Source organism: Pseudonocardia halophobica, assembly GCF_050948485.1.
GTDB classification, from domain to species: domain Bacteria; phylum Actinomycetota; class Actinomycetes; order Mycobacteriales; family Pseudonocardiaceae; genus Pseudonocardia; species Pseudonocardia halophobica.
The window spans coordinates 2,014,665-2,032,036 of sequence record NZ_CP192046.1 but is presented as its reverse complement, the minus strand read 5'-3'; the positions used below and the strand labels follow the sequence as shown (position 1 = coordinate 2,032,036).

Sequence of the window (17,372 nt, the reverse complement as noted above, 5' to 3'; positions counted from 1 at the left end):
GCGGTCCAAGGCGAAGCCGGGCTTCTTCATCGCGCTTGTAGGGCTTGCGGCGTACCCTTCATCGGTCATGGGCTCGACGTCCACTAGCTCCGAGATGGCTGCGGGCCGCCTGAGTGTCCATCTTTTCGGCTCGCTCGTCGTCGATGACGGGGGCCGCAGCCTTGGCCCGCGCGATTTCGGTGGGAGCAGGCCGAAGCAGGTGTTCGAGATTCTCGTCGCCGAGCGGGGGCACCCGGTGCATCGCGACCGCCTCGCCGATCTGCTCTGGGGTGACGAGCTGCCGCAGAGCGTTGCCGGCGCGCTACAGACCTACATCTCGTTGCTGCGCCGTCGTCTCGATCCGGCCGGGCGCCGCGGACACGAGCTCGTGGTCACCCAGCGTGAGGGCTACCGTTTCATGATGGCAGCCGCCGACCTGGATCTCGACCGTTTCGACCGGCTGCACGAGCGGGCCGCACGAGCCTCGACCCGGGAGGCGCGGCGCCGCTACGAGGAGGCCATCTCGATCGCCCGGGGGGAGGTGTTGGCGGACGAGCCGCACGCCCGATGGGCCGAAGAGCTGCGGGGGACGTACCGCGCCCGTCTGCACGCGGTCCGGCTGGCGGCCGCCGAGGCCTCGCTGGCCGAGCTCGACTACCAGGCGGCACTCGACCACGCCGAGGCCGCGCTGGCGATGGACCGCTACGGCGAGCGCGCCTACCGGACAGCGATGGTCGCCCGGTACGGGCTAGGGCATCAGCGAGACGCGCTGGAAGTGTTCCGGCAGCTGCAGCAACTGCTCGACGATGAGCTCGGGTTGCAGCCAATGCCCGAGACAACCGACGTGCAGCTCGCGATTCTGCGTCACGACGATGTGCGCACCCTGCTGCCGAGCCCCACCGGTGGAGCAGCGTCCGGCCCGGCCGAGCGGGGCGTCGTCCTCCTTGGTCGCGCCGCTGAGCTGGCGATGCTCGAGCATGCCGTCGAGGATGCGCTGGAGGGATCGTTCGTCCTGTTGCTCGTCGGGGGCGAGGCCGGGTCGGGCAAGTCCCGCATCCTCGACGAGCTGGCTGCCCGCCTGCCCGCTGTGCGGATCGGACGGGCGGCATGCTCGGAGCTCGAGCGGCACCTGCCCTACACCCCGCTCGCTGCGGCCCTGCGTGACGGGCTGGGCACCGTCAAGCGGGATTCGGCCCGCCTGCCGGCGCTACGCCGGATCCTTCCCGAGCTGGACCTGGCCGGGCCGTCGCGCGCCTACAACGAAGTCGAGGTCTTGGAATCACTGACCGGTCTCGTCCAGCTGCACGCCCCGCTGATTCTGATGCTCGATGACCTGCATTGGGCGGATACGAGCACGATCACGGCACTGGACTACCTCCAGCGACGGTCCGCAACCGCGCCGGTCGGGATCATTGCCACCGTACGACTCGAGGAGCTGTCAGCCGACCATCCGGTGCGACGCCTGCAACCCTCGTCCGTCGTCCGGCTCGAGCCGCTGACGGAGGCCGAGCTCGCGCCGCTCGGAATGGCTGGCGTGCATGAACGTACGGGTGGTCACCCGGCTTTCGTCGTCGCCGCCCTGGCGCCCGGGAGCGCGGACCTGTCCGTGGCGCTGGGGGAAACACTGCTTTCCCGCTGCCGCGCCGAGGGCACGCTTGCCTACCGGATTCTGCTCGGTGCCTGCGTGCTCGGGCAGCGATTTGAGCCCGAGACACTCGCCGGGATGCTCGCCATGGACGCGGGCGACGTGGCCGAAGAGCTGGATCGGCTGTGCGAGCGGAGGATCCTCCGCATCGACGGCTTCGGTTTCCGCTTCAGGTACGACGTCGTGCGGGAGGTGTTGCTGCTGAGCATGTCGCCCGCGCGCCAGCGGCTGCTGCGTGCCCGCGCGCCCGAGCCGGGCGGTGAACCTCCGGCAAAGCTCGGCGAGTGGTAGGTGGTGGACATGCGGCGCGATCTCCGAGAGCGCTTCAGCCGCGTCCTGGACGACGCGAGCGGCCCGATCTTCCTCCTCGACCCGGAGCACGACCGGATCGTCGACGCCAACGGTCCAGCCTGCGCAATGCTGGGATACCTGCGCGAGGAGCTGCGGGTGACACCGATCTCGACCATTCACCCGGCGGAGATGCCCCAGTTGCGGGAGTTCGCCCGCAGGGTGATCCGGCACGGCCAGGGTTGGACGGTGAACCTGACCTGCCGCACCAAGAGCGGGCGCTTCCTGCCGGCCGAGATGTTCGCGGTCGCGCTCGACGACAGCGAGGGCCACACCTGCGTCTTCGTCCTCGTCCAGTACCCGAGCGAGCACCGCGGCCCTGGCCGGAGTTGACCGTTATCTGTTCGTGACCTCCGTGCGCGGTGCAAAAGGTCCTGCTGAGCGCCTTGGTCGAAGCTGTCGCTCATGCACGCCGTTGATCCGGGCACGAACGATGACGACGAACTCTCGACACACGCGAGGGCTGAGGTACTGCACGAGAGCGAACGCACGCGCGTGAGTCGGCTGTTCTTGGCAGGGCGCACGGTCATCCGGAAGGAGCCGCTGGGGCCGGACGCCGACCGCCGGCTGCGGCACGAGCGAGCGATGTTGGAGCGGCTGCGCGATGTCGGAGGGGTGGCGCAGCTGGAGGCGACCCGATACCCGGGGTCCATCGTGCTGGCAGATGGCGGTGGCACCAGCCTGGCGGGGCTGGGCGAGCCGCTGCCGGCAGATGCCCTGATCGGGCTGGCGGTGGGGTTGGCGCAGGCGGTGGCAGGGATGCACGGGCGGGGTGTGATGCACCGCAACATCACCCCGGCCAATATCGTGATCTCCGACGACGGTGTCCCGAGCCTGGTCGATTTCGCGTTGGCGACCTCGCTCGCCGAGATCCGCCCGGAGCTCACCCACAACACCCAGATCGTGGGGACCTTGGCCTACCTGGCGCCGGAACAGACCGGGCGCACGGGCCGGCCGGTGGACCAGCGAGCCGACCTCTACGCGCTGGGCGCGACACTCTACGAGCTGGCCACAGGGGAGCCGCCGTTCGGCACCGGGGACCCGCTGCGTCTCACCCACGATCACCTGGCGAGGGTGCCGGCGCCCCCGGCGGAGGTGAACCCGGCGGTACCGGAGTCGCTGTCGGAGATCATCCTGCATCTGCTGGAGAAGGAACCGGACCACCGCTATCAGACCGCCGACGGCGTGGTTCACGACCTGGAGCGGGTGCGGGAGGTTCACGTGCACCCGGCGGCAGCTTCGGTCCGCGTAGGCGAGCACGACGTTCCGCTGCGGCTGTTTCCGCCGCGGCTGGTGAGCCGCGACGACGAGGTGGCGACCCTGCAGGCGGCGTTCGAGGACGCGCAGGTGGGCCGGTGCCGAGCGGTGCTGGTCGGCGGGACGCCCGGGGTGGGCAAGACCGCGCTGGTCGACCAGCTGCGGTCGCTGGTGGCCGCCCGGGGCGGCTGGTTCGTATCAGGCAAGTTCGACCAGTACCGGCGCGACCTGCAGTTCAACGGAGTCCACCAGGCGTTTCGGGCACTGGGCAGGCTGCTGCTGGCCGAGCCGGAGACCGAGCTGACCGACGTCCGCGCACGGATCCTGGCCACGCTCGGCCCGAACGCCGGACTACTGACCGCGGTGGTGCCGGAGTTCGCCGCGCTGCTGGCAGTGCCACCCGATCCCGGGGATCCGCTCACCGCACAGACCCGGGCGCAGTGGATGGGCGTGCAGGCGCTGCGGGCGGTCGCCTCGCGGAAACGTCCGGTGGTGCTGTTCCTCGACGACCTGCAGTGGGCCGGGCGCGCCGCGCTCGGCCTCGTCGACATGCTGCTCGACGAGGAACCGGCTGAGAGCCTGCTGCTGGTGGGCGCCTACCGCGACGAGGACGTGGACGCGGCGCACCCGCTGGCGGCGCCACTGTCCCGATGGCGTGGCCACGCCGGAACGCGGCACCTGCGACTGGACAACCTGCCCGTCCCGAGCCTCGTCACCATGGTCGCCGAGATGCTGCACACGGACCCGGCCACGGCGGCCGGATTGACCGCGGTTCTCGGGCCGCACACGTCCGGCAACCCGTACGAGACCGTGGAGCTGCTCAATGCGTTGCGCCGCGACGGCGTGCTCAACGCGACCGCCGCGGGGTGGCGGTGGGACACGTCGGCGGTGCGCGCCCATCTGGGCCGGTCAGAGGTCGGCGAGCTGCTCGCGGCACGCATCGAGACCGTACCGCTGCCGTCCCGGCGGCTGGTGGAGGTGATGGCCTGTCTGGGCGGCCGCGCCGAGCTGAGCCTGCTGCAGATCGCGACCGGCCACCCGGCAGCCGAAGTGCGACCGATGCTGGCGCCCGCCCTCGTCGAAGGCCTTCTCGTCATGGAGCCCGGCGCCCACGAGGCGGTGCGGTTCCGCCACGACCGGATCCGCGAGGCAGTCCTGCGCGGGCTCGACCCGGGGCGGCGACGCACCCTGCAGCTGGCCACGGCCCGGTGCCTCGCCGGGGTGCCGGAGTTGTACGCGGTCGCCGCCGAGCAGTACCTGCCGGTCGTCAACGCGATCGACGATGCCGGCGAGCGCCACCGGGTGGTGGGGCTGCTGCGGCGCGCCGCCGACCAGGCCACGTTGATCGGGGACCACGCGCTGATGAACGCGCTGCTGGCCGCGGCGCTACGGCTGATCGACCCGGGTGAGACCGCGACACTGATCGCGGTGCACACCGCCCGCCACGTCGCCCTGTACGGCCTGGGACGCCTGGACGAGGCGGACGAAGAGTACTGCACGATCGAAGGGCTGGGCCCCACCGCGTTGGAGCGCGCGGCCGTGGCGGCGGTGCAGGTGAGCAGCCTGACCCACCGGAACCGTTTTGCGGACGCGATCGGGCTCGGCATCGACTTGCTGCGTGAGCTCGGCATCACGGTGCCGGACGCGGACCGGCTCGCCGCCGAGCTCGACCACCAGTTCGACCGCCTGCACCGGTGGCTGGACCACACCAACGCCGCCGATGACCTGGCACGGCCCGATCTGACAGAGCCCACACTGCTGGCCACGACCCGTCTGATCGACGCCGTTCAGCCGGCGGCCTACTTCGCCGGCGGCCACGGCACGGTCGCCTGGCTGAGCCTGGAAGCGCTGCGGATCTGGCGTGAGCACGGCCCTGGCCCTACCCTCATCGGACCTGCCAGCGCCGCCGCTGTCGCCGCGGTGGCGCGGCGCGGCGACCACGCCGCCGGGTACCGGGCGTTGCGTCGGCTCCTGGCGTTGAGCGAGATCCGCGGCTACGAGCCCGGCACCTCCGAAGCCCGCCGCCGGTTCGCTCTGCTGAGCTGCTGGTTCGAGCCGATCGAGAACGGCGTCCGAACCGCGGGCCGGGCCCGTGAAGGGCTGATCGCGGGGGGCGACCTGGCCAACGCCGGCTACACCTACCACCCGACCGCGCATTACCTGCTGGACTGCGCGCCGTCACTGGACGTCCTCGTCGCCGAGCTGGAGGCGGGGCTGGCCTTCGTGCGCCGCACCGGCAACGAGCAGACCGGCCAGTGGCTCGACAGCTACCAGTGGCTGACCGGTGTACTGAGAGGCGGAAGCGTCTGCACAACCGCGGAGGCCGTCCCCACGGACAGCTACGTCGACAACCCGATGGCGCTCTTCCACGCGCATCTCAGCCGCGCGCTCGTCGCCGCGGTCTTCGGCGATCCGGACGGCCTCGCGCAGCACACCGCGGCGGCGATGCCGCTGCTGTCGACTCTGCCGGGCCTCTACCCCACCGCCGTGGCCCGCCTGCTGCGCGGGCTGGCCCTCGCCGAGCAGGCTCGCGCCGGCCACGATGACGAACACAGCCGCCTGTCCGAGCTGGACGAGCTGACGCAGTGGCTGGCCGCTCGCGCCGCGGACGCGCCGGACAACTTCCGGCATCTGCAGCGGTTGCTGGAGGCGGAGCGGGCCTGGGCTGTCGGCGACTTCCGCGCTGGCGCCCTCGCCTTCGACACCGCCCGGCGCGAAGCAGCCGGCCGGCAGCGTCCGTGGCACCGGGCCCTCATCACCGAACGCAGCGCCCGTTTCTACCTCGCGCACGGGTTGGAGCAGGCGGGCCGCGACCTGCTCGCCCACGCCCGGCAGTACTACGCGGCATGGGGCGCGACGGCGAAGGTCGCCCAGCTGGACTGGGCCTACCCGACCTCACGGCCGGGAGTACTCACGAGCAGCGAGCCCGGCGACCGCTGTGCCGATGATCTCCGGCTGTCCTCGGCGGTCACGACCGGCACGCTCGACCTGCTCGGCATCCTCGCCGCGTCGCAGGCGCTCAGCTCGGAGACCGACATCGAACGCTTGCACACCCGCGTCGCCGAGGTGCTCAGCACGATGACCGGCGCCACCAGCGTTCACCTGCTGCTCCGGGACGACGACCACCACGACTGGGTGCTGCCCACACCGAACCACACCACGCGTACCGCCACGGTAGGCGGCGCGCACGAACGCGAGCTGCCGATGTCGACCGTTCGCTACATCCAGCGGACGGCTGAGATCCTGATCGTCGACGACGCCACCCGCGACGCCCGCTTCGCCCACGATCCCTACATCGCCGGCCTCGGCACCTGTTCGTTGCTGGCCATGCCCATCCTCGCCCGCGGCGCTCTCCGGGCGGTGCTGTTGCTGGAGAACCGCCTCATGCGCGCCGCGTTCACCACGGAACGGCTCGACGCCGTCAGGCTCATCGCCGCGCAGCTCGCCGTCTCGCTCGACAACGCGCAGCTCTACGCCGACCTCACCGCCTCGCGTGCGCGTATCGTCGCCGCTGCCGACCAGGCCCGTCGGCGGATCGAGCGGGACCTGCACGATGGCGCCCAGCAACGGCTGGTCACGCTCGCCATGCGCGCGCGGATCGCCCGCGCGGCCGTACCGCCCGAGTCCGGCGCGCTGAGGGAACAGCTCGAGGCCCTCGCGGCCGAAGCCGCTGTCGCCATGAACGAAGTGCGCGAGCTCGCCCGCGGCATCCACCCCCCCACCCTCGCCCAAGGCGGACTGCTCCCCGCCCTCAAAGCGCTCGCCCGCCGATCGCGTGTCCCCGTGCGGATCAAGGCGCCCGCCGGTCGGCGGCTGCCGGAACCGGTCGAAGTCGCGGCCTACTACGTCGTCGCAGAGGCGCTGACGAACGCCACCAAGCATGCCGAGCCCTCGATCGTGACCGTGGAGGTCGAGGTCAACGGCACGTCGGCCGATACAGTCCTGCGGGTCGAGGTCCGCGACGACGGCCGTGGCGGCGCGCACTTCACCGGTGGATCCGGCCTGCTCGGCCTCAGAGACCGCGTCGAGACGCTCGGAGGCCGGCTCACCCTGCACTCCGATCCCGAGGCAGGCACCGCCGTCCTGGCCGAGTTCCCCTGCAGCGCGCGGGCGTAGGCCCGAGTTGAGCAGTCACCTCACCTTCGTGTGCCGCCTCCGACGTCGCGGACCAGCGACTCGATCGTCGCCGCGGACAGCGTCGGCTTCCACACGAACCCGATGGCCGGGCTCGCCTCGATCAGGTCGATGAGGTCCTCCTCGGTGTTCACGGAAATCAGGATCAGGTGACCAGCGTCGAGGTCCGGCCTGCGGGCCAGGTTCCGCGCCAGCTCGAAGCCGTCGGTCGTGCCGAGATCGACGTCGAGGAGCGTCACGTCGGGACGCAATTCGGCAGCGCGGACGAGTGCGTCGGCACCTGTCGTGGCGATGCCGACGATCTGGAGACCTTCCTGTTCGAGCAGTGTCCGCACGGTCTGCAGGAAGTCCAGGCTGTCGTCGACAAGCAAGCACCGCAGGGTCACGATCATCAGGCTACGGCTGCCGCAACGGCCCGACCACGCAGCTAGCCGCTATCCGAGCGGGCAGGACCTCCTGGTCGCCCCTCCCCCACCCTGGCCGCCCTGGAACGATCGGCCTCCCGCTAGCAGGGTGCCCCGCGGACGGAGATCCGGGCCAGCCATTGGTTGCTGACCGGGCAGCAAACGCCTTGCGAGTCCGCGATGGTGAGACTCCCGGATCATCGCCCGCCCGAACCGTGAGTCCGCACGACCTCCTCATCGACCCGGAGGCCGGCGGCTCGGTCACAAGGAGTCCCATGACTTTGCGTTGTTGCATCCAGCCCACTCGTCCGTCTTCCGGCACATCGCGCACTCGCGCCGCCGACGACGCCCCCGTTGCCCGGTGTGGTGAGCTGCTCGGCGGCCGCTACCGGCTCGCAAGACGAGTGGGTCGTGGGGCGACAGCAGACGTGTGGCGTGCGCACGACGAACGGCTCGACCGGGTCGTGGCGATCAAGCTGTTCCGCAGGGACAACCCGATCGGAGCCGAGGCACGGCTCGCCGCCCGAATACGGAAGCCCACTGTCGTCGCCGTGCACGACCTGGTGCTGCACCACGGTTCACCCTGCCTGGTGATGGACTACCACCCCGGCGTGAGCCTCGCCGAGCTGCTGCGGGACCGGCACCGGTTGCCACCGTCCGTCGTCGCCGCACTCGGCCTGCAACTGTCCGCCGCACTGGAGGCGGTCCACGAGGCCGGCGTCGTGCACTGCGACGTGAAGCCGGCAAACCTGGTGATCGCGAACCACGGCAGGCTGGTTCTGATCGACTTCGGGATCGCCGAGCTCAGTGCTGGCGAGCCGACCCATCCCGCCCGCCGCGCCGGCGACGTCGTCGGCTCTCCGGCATTCACCGCCCCGGAGCTCGTTCTGGGCGGGCCGCCGCGCCCCGCCTCCGACCTGTGGTCTCTCGGGACCGTGCTCTTCGCCGCCGTTCAGGGCCGGCCGCCCTTCCTGGGTGAAGGCCTCGTCCCGACGCTCACCGCGGTGCTCCACGATCCGCCGCCCCCGGCTACGCGAGCCGGTCGTCTTCGGCCACTCGTGGAGCAGCTGCTGGTCAAGGACCCTGCGGCGCGACCGTCCTCGGCAGCGATCCGAGCGATGCTCGTCGAGGCCTACCCCGCGTCATTCGCGTTCGCTGCGGCCCCGCGCAAGCCCGTGTTCAGGCGATCCCGAAGGGCGGCGTGAGCACGTCGAGATCCGTCTGGATCTGCCACCGCTGTGAGGTGCTCGGCGCCGACGCGCTCATGGAGCCCGAGTGCTGGGACTGCGGCAGCCCGGTCACGGTGACCGTCAGGACCAAGCCTGGCGGGGCGGAGAAGCAAGTCTCCGGGGTCGCTCGGCGCCGGGGTCGTCACTCGCGTCAGCAGGGCTTCCTGATGGCCGACACCACCGGGTCCCGCACACGACGAGAGGTCGGACCGAGCTGGTGGAGACGCACGGGAAGGTCTCCCGGAAGGTGTACGTCGGGCCAACCACAAGCCGCGGTTTGGCCGAGCAACACTGGATCTACATCGGATTGATCGAAGTCGACGCCGACCAGGCTGTATGACCCAAGCGAATCTGCGACGAGCGGGCGGGCGCTGACCGGAGGGAGACGTAGTGGACGAGAACTGGAGCGAGCGCGCCGGATCGATCCCGCCGGAGTCCGCGTCGTGATCCACGATCAGGAAGCCGCCGAGCACTACGCGGTACCCACGAAGGCGATCTACGGGAGGCTTCTGGGGCAGCAGGGCCCGCGGCGGGAAGCTCGTCGGCTGGCAGGGAATCACCAGATATCGGTTGCTGCCGCGAAGGGGCGCAAGATCGAAGTGACTACCAGGTCGGAGTGGGGCCGAGCGGCCGCCGACGGCGGTGAGCGCCCACCGGACCTCGGGGAGGAACGATCGGGACTCGGGCGGGTCTGGGTATGGCTGTCCGGCTAGGCATGCCGGCGCAACTGCTGTACGTGCACGAAAGTTGAGAGAAGGAGCAATGACCGTGTACACGAACGACCAGCGAGCGATCTCCGCGTGCGTGTGCGGGTACCGCTGCTTGCGCAAGGTCGACCGGCTGCTGACCGAGGCGCGAGATCATGTCCTGGACGCCACGGCGGCGCTTGAGGATCCCGCTGACGCCTGCAGGGCGGTCGAGCTGCTCCGGCTCGCTGGGCAGAAGCGGGCGGACGCGCACGAGGAAGCCCGGGCGGGGCTGCGGGCGATGCTGAGCTCGGTACCGCGGACCGAACCTGTGTCCGACGCGGCTATGCCCGACGGCTGATGGTGCTTCCCGACGACCGCATCCGTGCGCTCGTCGAGGCACCGCACTGCGGGACGACGAGTTCGAAGTGCTGCTGGTCGACGCCGCGCATCTCAAGCACGTCCCGGGCCGGGAGACCAACGTGATCGACGCCCAGCGGATCGCTGAGATTCTCTCGACGGGTTGCTCCGGCCCAGCTCCGTGCTCAAGCGGCCGTTCCGCGAGCTGCGCGACCTGACCCCTTAAGCGCAAGCGCCGATCCGGCCCGCGCCCGCAGAGGTGAACGGCTGCACAAGGTGCTCGAGGACGCCGGGGCGAAGCTGGCCACCGTGGCCACCGACCGCTCAGCGTCGGGCGACGCCTGGATGACGGTGAGCTTCGTCGTGATTACTCACCGCGCTGGCTGTCCCCGTGGTGTCGGTGTGGGGATTGCGCGCAGCGATGAGAGTGAACAGGGTGACGACGAGGGCAAGTGCGCCGTATCCGAGGGCGATCTGCGGTAGCGAGAAGGTGTTCGAGAGTTGGCCGGCGATGAGAGCGGGGATTGCGGAGCCGCTGTAGCTGAGGAGGTAGATCGCACTGAAGATCGGTGCCCGGTCGTCCGGGGTGCTGCCGTGCAGCAGGCTGCGGGTGGCGGCGCTGATGGCGATGCCTTGACTGGCGCCGGCGACGATGGTCGCTGCGATGAACAAAGTCAGCGTGCCGGTGGCGAGGGCGGTGACGATGCCGATCATTCCGGCCAGGAAGGTGATCATGCTGAGCCGTTGGGCCGCCGCTGGTGTGAACCGACCGCCGAGGGGAGCGCCCACAACGCTGGGACCCATGTAGGCGGCGAACACCAGTCCGAGGACGAGTGGGCTGCGGGTGTGGAGTTGATCTCCGACTAACGCGGGCACGAACGCTTGGTAGAAGGCCCCGGTTGCCCAGGTGCCCAGGAACACCGCTGCCGCGACGGGGAGCAGGTGTCTGACCCGGCCCGGGACGCGGACCCGAGGTCGCAGTGATCGCCAAGCCCCCGGCGTCGGAGTCGCGGTCTCCGGGCTGACAGCGATGAGTGCGACCGACGCGAGGAGAAGGCCGATGACGACAAGGTAGATGAGATCGCGTGGCCAGGGGCCGAACTGGACCAGGGCGCCGGAGGCGATGGCGCCGAGCGCGAGGCCGAGCATGACTGTCTGGCTGGAGGCGACAGAGGCCAACCAGGCCGGCCTGGTGGGTGCAGCGTCGACGATGTAGGAGGTGAGGCTGCTGCTGGCCAGCCCGGCAGCGAAGCCCATCAGGAGCCGACCCGCGATCAGGATGCCGATGTCGTGCACGTTCAACAGGAGCAGACAGCCCAGCAGGAGCAGGCCGAGACTGGTGATCGAGGTGGGTCGTCGGCCCAGATGAGTGGACAGTCGCCCCAGTACCAACAGTGTGGTGAGAGTAGCGGCGGAGTAGGCGACGACGGTCATCGAGATGCCGGCGTTGGTGAAACCGTCCTCGATCCGGTAAATGTTGAACAGCGGGATCGTCGAGCCCACCGCGGCAAACGCGACCGCCAGGGAGACCACCGCAGACACGAATGCCAGCCGGAGCGTTCTGCCCCGACGAGCCTGGTTGAGCGCCGGTGCCGCGTTGTGCATCGAGCCGTGCCCTTCTATTGTCTGAGCGCACCAATCTTCTGGCTGCTGCGGTTCACGCGACCCGGGTTGCGCTACGACCGCACCGAATGCACTACACTTCCACTACTCGCCCTTCGCCTGCACCGCCATCAACACCCGCCGACCGATCAGACCGATTCTGAGACCACATCTAGAATCCTCGCACAGTCTGAGATATGCGGAGGCACCGCCAGAAGGTTGTGGCGCAGGCGAAGCGGAGAAAGCTCGTGGATGGCGTCGCGGATGTCGTCGCGGATTTCCCGTCGGATGCGGAGCTGGCGGAACCAGCCCAGTAAGACGAAACCCTGCTCGACGACAAGCGGAACCCACCCAGCTCAGAATCACGTTGCTCGCCACGACCGGCGATGACCGGTTGATCCCGACCTCGCGGACTTGCTTGCGGCATATGTCGTGGTCGTAACCGTGATCGGTGTAGAGCGCATCCGGACCGGGTCCCGGCTGCCCGTCGGCGGGTTCGCAAGCAGGCGGCCAGGTGGCGCAGCAGGTCGGGGAAGGTTCACTGACGAGGACGAGGCGGATGGTCAACCGTTCAGCTTGGTATTTCGAATCTGCCGCAGACCAATCGACCCTCGCCGCCCTGACCATGCTGCTCACGCCCGGTAATGACCACTAAAACCGGAACCGCTGCGGCGTTCGACAAATCGGAGGCCTGCTATTCTGTCGTCTTCGACGATCCAGTAGAGGTTGTAACACGCTCGATAGCTCGGAGGCCAGAACGAGCAGAAGCGACCGTCGTCGTCGAGATACCATTCACCCTCGGTCGGCCGGCCCTCCTCGACGTAGATGGTGGCACCGGCGGGTTCGAAGATCTGAGTGGCGCCGTCGTCGTACACGAAGCCACCCGCGGTCAGCGCCGTGGGAATGTGCTTGGTTGCCACGGCATCGCCGTCCGAGACATCGATGTTGTCCAGTGGGCTTGCCATAAGATCCTCCTCAGGAGTTTCGTCTCGGCAACAGGCCGACCGACCGCGCGGCGGCCGGACGACACGTGAGGTCTCTTGTACGTCATCCCAGGTGCGTGCCACCTCATCACCACGATCGTCACTCGGGATCGCGCGATGCGATGTCGGGCGTACTTGTCTGTAGCAGCACGGTCGGATTCACGCAGGTGAGCAAGATTGGGGTCGGAGACAGCAGCAGCGTGGCGGTGCGGTGCATGGTGCACAGCTGGTTGTACCGCTCGGTGGGGCAGGAACTGCCGACCTGGCACGGCCGGCTCGCCCCGGATCAGCAGCCCTGTCGTGGCACCGACCAGGAAGAAACCTGAAGCCGGCCTCACCGCCGCGGGTCGGCGTCCGGAGCAGCGGCATCCACGTGACGACGACCAGCACACACCGAGGCCGACGCACTGCGCGGCTGGACCGTCAGAGGCGCACGAGAGGGGCGTCGACCAGATGCTCGGCCAGGAACCAGCACTGCTGCTCCCCGGTGCGGATGACCTGCGAGACGAGCAGGTCGTTGGTTCCGTCGTCACCCAGTTCGGCGCTCTTGGCAGCCGCCCTGTGGGCGTCGATCAAGATGCGTTCATGCGCGTCGAGTAGCCGGGAGAGCATCGCCGGAACGTGCTCGACACCGTCGGGCGGTCGCGGAATCCCACTGAGCTCCGCCACGTGTCGGGGGTCGCCCACTGCGACGGCACCTAGGCTCTGGATGCGTTCAGCGATCGCGTCGATGAGAGCGAGCTGCTCGGCAGCGTGCTTGTCGAGCAGGAGGTGGAGCTGGTAGAAAGTCGCGCCACGAACATTCCAGTGACTCTTCTTGTAAAGCGCATGAAGAATCTGCGTGTCCGCGAGGGTCCGGTTGAGCTTTTCGCCCGCGTACATACGCGCGTCATAGGACAATCCGACGGGGAACTGCTTCACCGTCCCGAACTTCTGGACCTCGCCCCCTTCGTGCTGATGCAGCCGGGGCTGACTCGACGGCGAGACGCGACCGGTTCCGTCCTGAGTTGCGGTCATCGGTGGACCTCCTCCACATTCATCATTCGCACTGACACTTCTTGGCCAATCTCGTCTGGTCTTGCGCGCAGAGACCGGAAGGCTTCACCCGGCCGCCGCCTCCTCCATGGACCGCCTGACGGTCTCGTGCAGCTCCGACCAGGAGCAGGCGAACCGATCAACACCGTCGCGCTCCAGGGTCGTGAAGACATCTGTGAGATCGACGCCTGTGGCAGTGATCGCGTCGATCACTTTGCGGGCCTCGGAAGCACGGCCGGTAACGATGTCACCGTCTTCTGCTCTGCGCAGCAGGCCGTGATCCGCGAAGGCGTTCAGCGTTGCCTCCGGCATCGTGTTCACGGTTCCGGGCACCGCGAGCTCGGTGACATACATCGTGTCCGGGTAGACCGGGTTCTTCACACCCGTGGATGCCCACAGCGGCCGCTGAACGCGAGCGCCCTGCGCCGCGAGGCGCTCCCAGCGCGGGCCGGCAAAGGTCTCCCGGAACGCCTGATGGGCAAGCCGCGAGTTCGCGATACCAGCCATACCGCGCAACGCGAGTGCTTCGTCCGACCCGATCTCTTCGAGGCGCTTGTCCACCTCCGCGTCAACACGCGAGACGAAGAAGCTCGCGACCGAGTAGACCCCGGAGAGAGGCACGCCGGCGTCGAGTGCCCGCTCGAGGCCGGCGAGGTACGCCGCCATGACGTCCCGATACCGCTCCACCGAGAAGATCAGCGTGACGTTGATGTCCACACCTTGCGCGAGGGCTTCCGTGATGGCCGGCAGACTCGCCCTCGTCGCAGGGATCTTCACATAGAGATTTGGGTGGCCGACCGCTCGTCTGAGGCTCACGGCCTCGCGAACAGTCGCCTCACAGTCATCGGCCAGATCGGGATTGACCTCGAGTGACACCCGCCCGTCCACGCCGTCGCTCGCCTCCCAGACGCCGCGGAACAGTTCGCAGGCCTGTTGAACGTCCACGACCATGAGCTTCCGAACAGCTTCTCCGACCGTCGCCCCGCTCCCCACGAGCTCCCCGAGCTGTGCCGCATACACCCCGCGGTGTGCGAGCGCAGTTGCGAAGATGGTCGGGTTGGTGGTGACGCCGACGACGTGCTTGTCGTCGACAAGTCGCCGGAGCTCACCGCTGACCAGGCGACCACGCGAGAGGTCATCGAGCCAGATCGAAACACCCGCCGCCGCGAGCGAAGCAAGTCGGTCGTCTGCCACATGGATTCCTCTCTGGGCTCACTCCGGTAACCACATGCCCGGTACCTCGCCGGCCTCTTCCGGACGCTGCCCTCTGCACTGCCATCCCGACCAGGTTCGCCGCATTGGTGTGCACGATCAACGCCCCAATCGATCTCCCCGGGCGTAGTGGGACGCGCATGGAACAGGCAGCCACAACTGGACCGCTTATTCCAGTCTACGACGCTGCGCATGCGGTCTGCAGCAGGGTTCGTGAGTGACGCGCATCACACCACTGGTCCGGCTCTGCTCAACGCAGGACCAACTCGATCACCTGCACGCCAAGGAGATCGGGCGGCCGACATCCCGGGAACGACGATCAGCCGGGTATACCGTCATGGGACCAGCGGGGCTCCGGTCGATCTTCTGTTCGACTGTCGTGGTCACCTTTCCACCCCGAGAGCGCTGCGCGGATGGACCACCTCGCCTACGGGAGCAATCAGAATGCGCGGGTTCACCGGAGAGGTCACCAATCCGAGCGCGCCGCAGCGGGTCGCTACGCCGCTGCCCGCCCGGACGGCCATCCAGCCTGCTACCACCCCACGCCGGAGGATCTGTCCGGTCGCGCCTGCATCCGAGCCGGGTCAGTCAGCAGCACTTGACCATTCGGCCCGACCGTTGCGACAGGACCTGGGTGAGCCGCGTCAGCGTCTGTTCTCGCTGTCCGCCGGGCGTGCCGTGTCGGCGGCAAGTGCAACTCTGCCGACAGCGAGATCAAGGGCTGCCCGCAGCGGCTTCTCGCTCCGGGCGGCCTGAGCCAGGATCAATCCGCCCTGGACGGCCGCCACGACCCCGGTGGCCAGCTCGATGACATCGGCCTCCGCGTTGAGCTCTCCGCGATCCTGCATCCGGCGGAGCCCCGTCGCCAGGTACGACTGCCAGGTCTGGAACGCATCCTCGAGTTTGGCCCGCATCGCGCAGGACTGCCCTGCCAACTGACTCACCAGCGACCCGAGCGGGCACCCATGCGGGCCCGTCCGCGCGCGGTTCAAGTCAACTACGTCATCAGCCCATTCTTGAAGATCACCCACAGAACCAAGCGTCGCAAGCAAGGAGCGTTGCCGGGCGAGCACCGCCGCGATCTGGAAGTCCACCACAGCGTCGATCAACGCCTCCTTGGCCTGGAAGTACCGATAGACCTGCGAGCGGCTGACCCCCGACGCTGCACGGACCCGTTCGATGCTCATCCCCGCGACGCCAAGCCGGTGGACGACCTCGGCAGCGCCCCGCACAATCCGATCCCGTGTCGCTGCATCCCGGCCAGCCCGCCGGGCGGCTTGCTCCTCGAGTTCCTCTCTGGGCACGCGCAGATGTTAACCAACCTGAACTAGCTGGTCCACTTCCGGTCGCATCGCCAGTCGGTAGCGAACGACGAGCGCGCTCGTGCGATCCACAGGGCGGCTCCTGTCGTGCGCAGGAGGGCGGCCGGCTTCCAGAACGACCTCCGGGTATTTGCCATCGGCATGGTCAAGGGCGTCACGGTTTTCGCAACACCTGGCAGCAGGCAGTGTGCCAGGTATAGGATGCGCTAGACTGAACGGTCCGCAAGATTCGGTCAGACGTTCACCATCACGTCGTCAGGCTAGGATCGCTTCTGTGACGAGTGCCGGAGCCGAGCCGCCTCCGCGGCGCCTGACTGCCCGCGGTGCCCTCACCCGCGACCGTATTGTCCGAGCCGCGGCCGACCTGATGCACGCCAATGGAGTCGCCGGCACGACCATGGACCAGGTGGTCGAGGCCTCCGGTACCAGCAAGTCACAGCTGTACCACTACTTCGAGGATAAGGACGCCCTGGTCACCGCGGTGATCAAAATGCAGGCCGCACGTGTGATGGAGCTGCAGGAACCCCACCTCGAACAACTCAACTCACTACAGGGACTACGACGTTGGCGTGATGCGGTCGTTCGTTTTATCGACGAGCGCCAGGGAGCACACGGCTGCGCGATCGGCTCGCTGGCCAGTGAGCTGGCGGACCGGTCCGAACCGGCCCGGATTCTGCTCAACGCTACGTTTCAGAACTGGGAGTCGTATATCGCCGCGGGGATCCGTCGGATGCAGGATCGTGGCGAACTCGATGCCCGGGCCGACCCTACCGAGCTCGCCACCGGCATCATGGCGGCCTACCAGGGCGGCTACCTCCTCTCACAGGCCGGACGAAGTGCGCAGCCGATGGCGCTGGCGCTGGATCTCGCGATCCGTAACGTCGAAGCGCTCGCGCAACAGCAGAAACGGGCATCTGACGCAGCGAGCTGATCAGTTCAACGCTGCGGAGCTCCATCGACATGCGCAACGTAACAGCGCTACTGCCAACTCCGCATGGACATCTACAATCACGCCGACGCGCTGCGCAAGACAGTCGCGAACTACCTCAGCCGCGAGGCATCTGCGCAGTAGGGCTGCCTATCGGATAGGCATTCAACGGGCGGGCCACTCGCTCGATGACCTTCTGACGTGACCACCCGAGCTCGCCTGAGCCCTCGAGAGCAGAAGCCGGCTCG

The 17,372-nt window shown here is 68.6% G+C and carries 12 protein-coding genes; 6 read left to right on the top strand and 6 right to left on the bottom strand.

Going from position 1 to position 17,372, the window contains the following annotated elements; translation table 11 throughout:
* The first annotated feature begins 67 nt into the window (after positions 1 to 67).
* The 3 genes from ACQP04_RS09750 to ACQP04_RS09740 all read left to right on the top strand — a co-directional run bounded on the left by ACQP04_RS09750 (position 68) and on the right by ACQP04_RS09740 (position 7,345).
* A complete protein-coding gene (locus ACQP04_RS09750; protein ID WP_433506734.1) occupies positions 68 to 1,915 on the top strand; it encodes an AAA family ATPase in 1,848 nt (615 codons plus the stop codon).
* A gap of 9 nt (positions 1,916 to 1,924) precedes the next feature.
* Positions 1,925 to 2,305, top strand: a complete 381-nt coding sequence (locus tag ACQP04_RS09745; RefSeq protein WP_433506733.1) for a PAS domain-containing protein — start codon at positions 1,925 to 1,927, stop codon at positions 2,303 to 2,305.
* 162 nt (positions 2,306 to 2,467) lie between these two features.
* Entirely contained in the window at positions 2,468 to 7,345 is a 4,878-nt protein-coding gene (locus ACQP04_RS09740) for an AAA family ATPase (RefSeq protein ID WP_433506732.1), read from the top strand.
* A 20-nt stretch (positions 7,346 to 7,365) separates the two neighbouring features.
* Here ACQP04_RS09740 and ACQP04_RS09735 read toward each other — a convergent pair whose 3' ends face one another.
* A complete protein-coding gene (locus ACQP04_RS09735; protein WP_433506731.1) occupies positions 7,366 to 7,749 on the bottom strand; it encodes a response regulator in 384 nt (127 codons plus the stop codon).
* Between the two features lie 293 nt (positions 7,750 to 8,042).
* Between ACQP04_RS09735 and ACQP04_RS09730 the strand changes: the two genes are divergently transcribed.
* Both ACQP04_RS09730 and ACQP04_RS09725 read left to right on the top strand, forming a co-directional pair.
* A complete protein-coding gene (locus ACQP04_RS09730; RefSeq protein ID WP_433506730.1) occupies positions 8,043 to 8,972 on the top strand; it encodes a serine/threonine-protein kinase in 930 nt (309 codons plus the stop codon).
* Between the two features lie 792 nt (positions 8,973 to 9,764).
* Positions 9,765 to 10,043 (top strand): hypothetical protein, encoded by a 279-nt coding sequence (locus ACQP04_RS09725; protein ID WP_433506729.1) that lies wholly within the window; start codon positions 9,765 to 9,767, stop codon positions 10,041 to 10,043.
* A gap of 323 nt (positions 10,044 to 10,366) precedes the next feature.
* On the opposite strand, the gene ACQP04_RS09720 is transcribed toward ACQP04_RS09725, so the two are convergent.
* The 5 genes from ACQP04_RS09720 to ACQP04_RS09700 form a co-directional block, all read right to left on the bottom strand.
* Positions 10,367 to 11,647, bottom strand: a complete 1,281-nt coding sequence (locus ACQP04_RS09720; protein WP_433506728.1) for an MFS transporter — start codon at positions 11,645 to 11,647, stop codon at positions 10,367 to 10,369.
* A gap of 629 nt (positions 11,648 to 12,276) precedes the next feature.
* Positions 12,277 to 12,609, bottom strand: a complete 333-nt coding sequence (locus ACQP04_RS09715) for a hypothetical protein (protein WP_433506727.1) — start codon at positions 12,607 to 12,609, stop codon at positions 12,277 to 12,279.
* A 441-nt stretch (positions 12,610 to 13,050) separates the two neighbouring features.
* Complete coding sequence (locus ACQP04_RS09710; protein ID WP_433506726.1) at positions 13,051 to 13,644, bottom strand: Dps family protein; 594 nt, start codon at positions 13,642 to 13,644, stop codon at positions 13,051 to 13,053.
* Between the two features lie 84 nt (positions 13,645 to 13,728).
* The gene (tal, locus tag ACQP04_RS09705; RefSeq protein WP_433506725.1) at positions 13,729 to 14,856 is read right to left on the bottom strand and encodes a transaldolase; all 1,128 of its coding nucleotides are present in this window, start codon (positions 14,854 to 14,856) and stop codon (positions 13,729 to 13,731) included.
* A gap of 662 nt (positions 14,857 to 15,518) precedes the next feature.
* Complete coding sequence (locus ACQP04_RS09700; RefSeq protein WP_433506724.1) at positions 15,519 to 16,178, bottom strand: TetR/AcrR family transcriptional regulator; 660 nt, start codon at positions 16,176 to 16,178, stop codon at positions 15,519 to 15,521.
* 292 nt (positions 16,179 to 16,470) lie between these two features.
* Here ACQP04_RS09700 and ACQP04_RS09695 point away from each other — a divergent pair, with 292 nt between their 5' ends.
* Positions 16,471 to 17,127 (top strand): TetR/AcrR family transcriptional regulator, encoded by a 657-nt coding sequence (locus tag ACQP04_RS09695; protein WP_433506723.1) that lies wholly within the window; start codon positions 16,471 to 16,473, stop codon positions 17,125 to 17,127.
* Positions 17,128 to 17,372: the final 245 nt, after the last annotated feature.

Coding starts and splice junctions, on each gene's coding strand:
- ACQP04_RS09710 (WP_433506726.1), bottom strand. CDS start 13,644: ATGACCGCAACTCAGGACGGAACCGGTCGCGTCTCGCCGTCGAGTCAG.
- ACQP04_RS09750 (WP_433506734.1), top strand. CDS start 68: ATGGGCTCGACGTCCACTAGCTCCGAGATGGCTGCGGGCCGCCTGAGT.
- ACQP04_RS09715 (WP_433506727.1), bottom strand. CDS start 12,609: ATGGCAAGCCCACTGGACAACATCGATGTCTCGGACGGCGATGCCGTG.
- ACQP04_RS09745 (WP_433506733.1), top strand. CDS start 1,925: ATGCGGCGCGATCTCCGAGAGCGCTTCAGCCGCGTCCTGGACGACGCG.
- ACQP04_RS09720 (WP_433506728.1), bottom strand. CDS start 11,647: ATGCACAACGCGGCACCGGCGCTCAACCAGGCTCGTCGGGGCAGAACG.
- ACQP04_RS09730 (WP_433506730.1), top strand. CDS start 8,043: ATGACTTTGCGTTGTTGCATCCAGCCCACTCGTCCGTCTTCCGGCACA.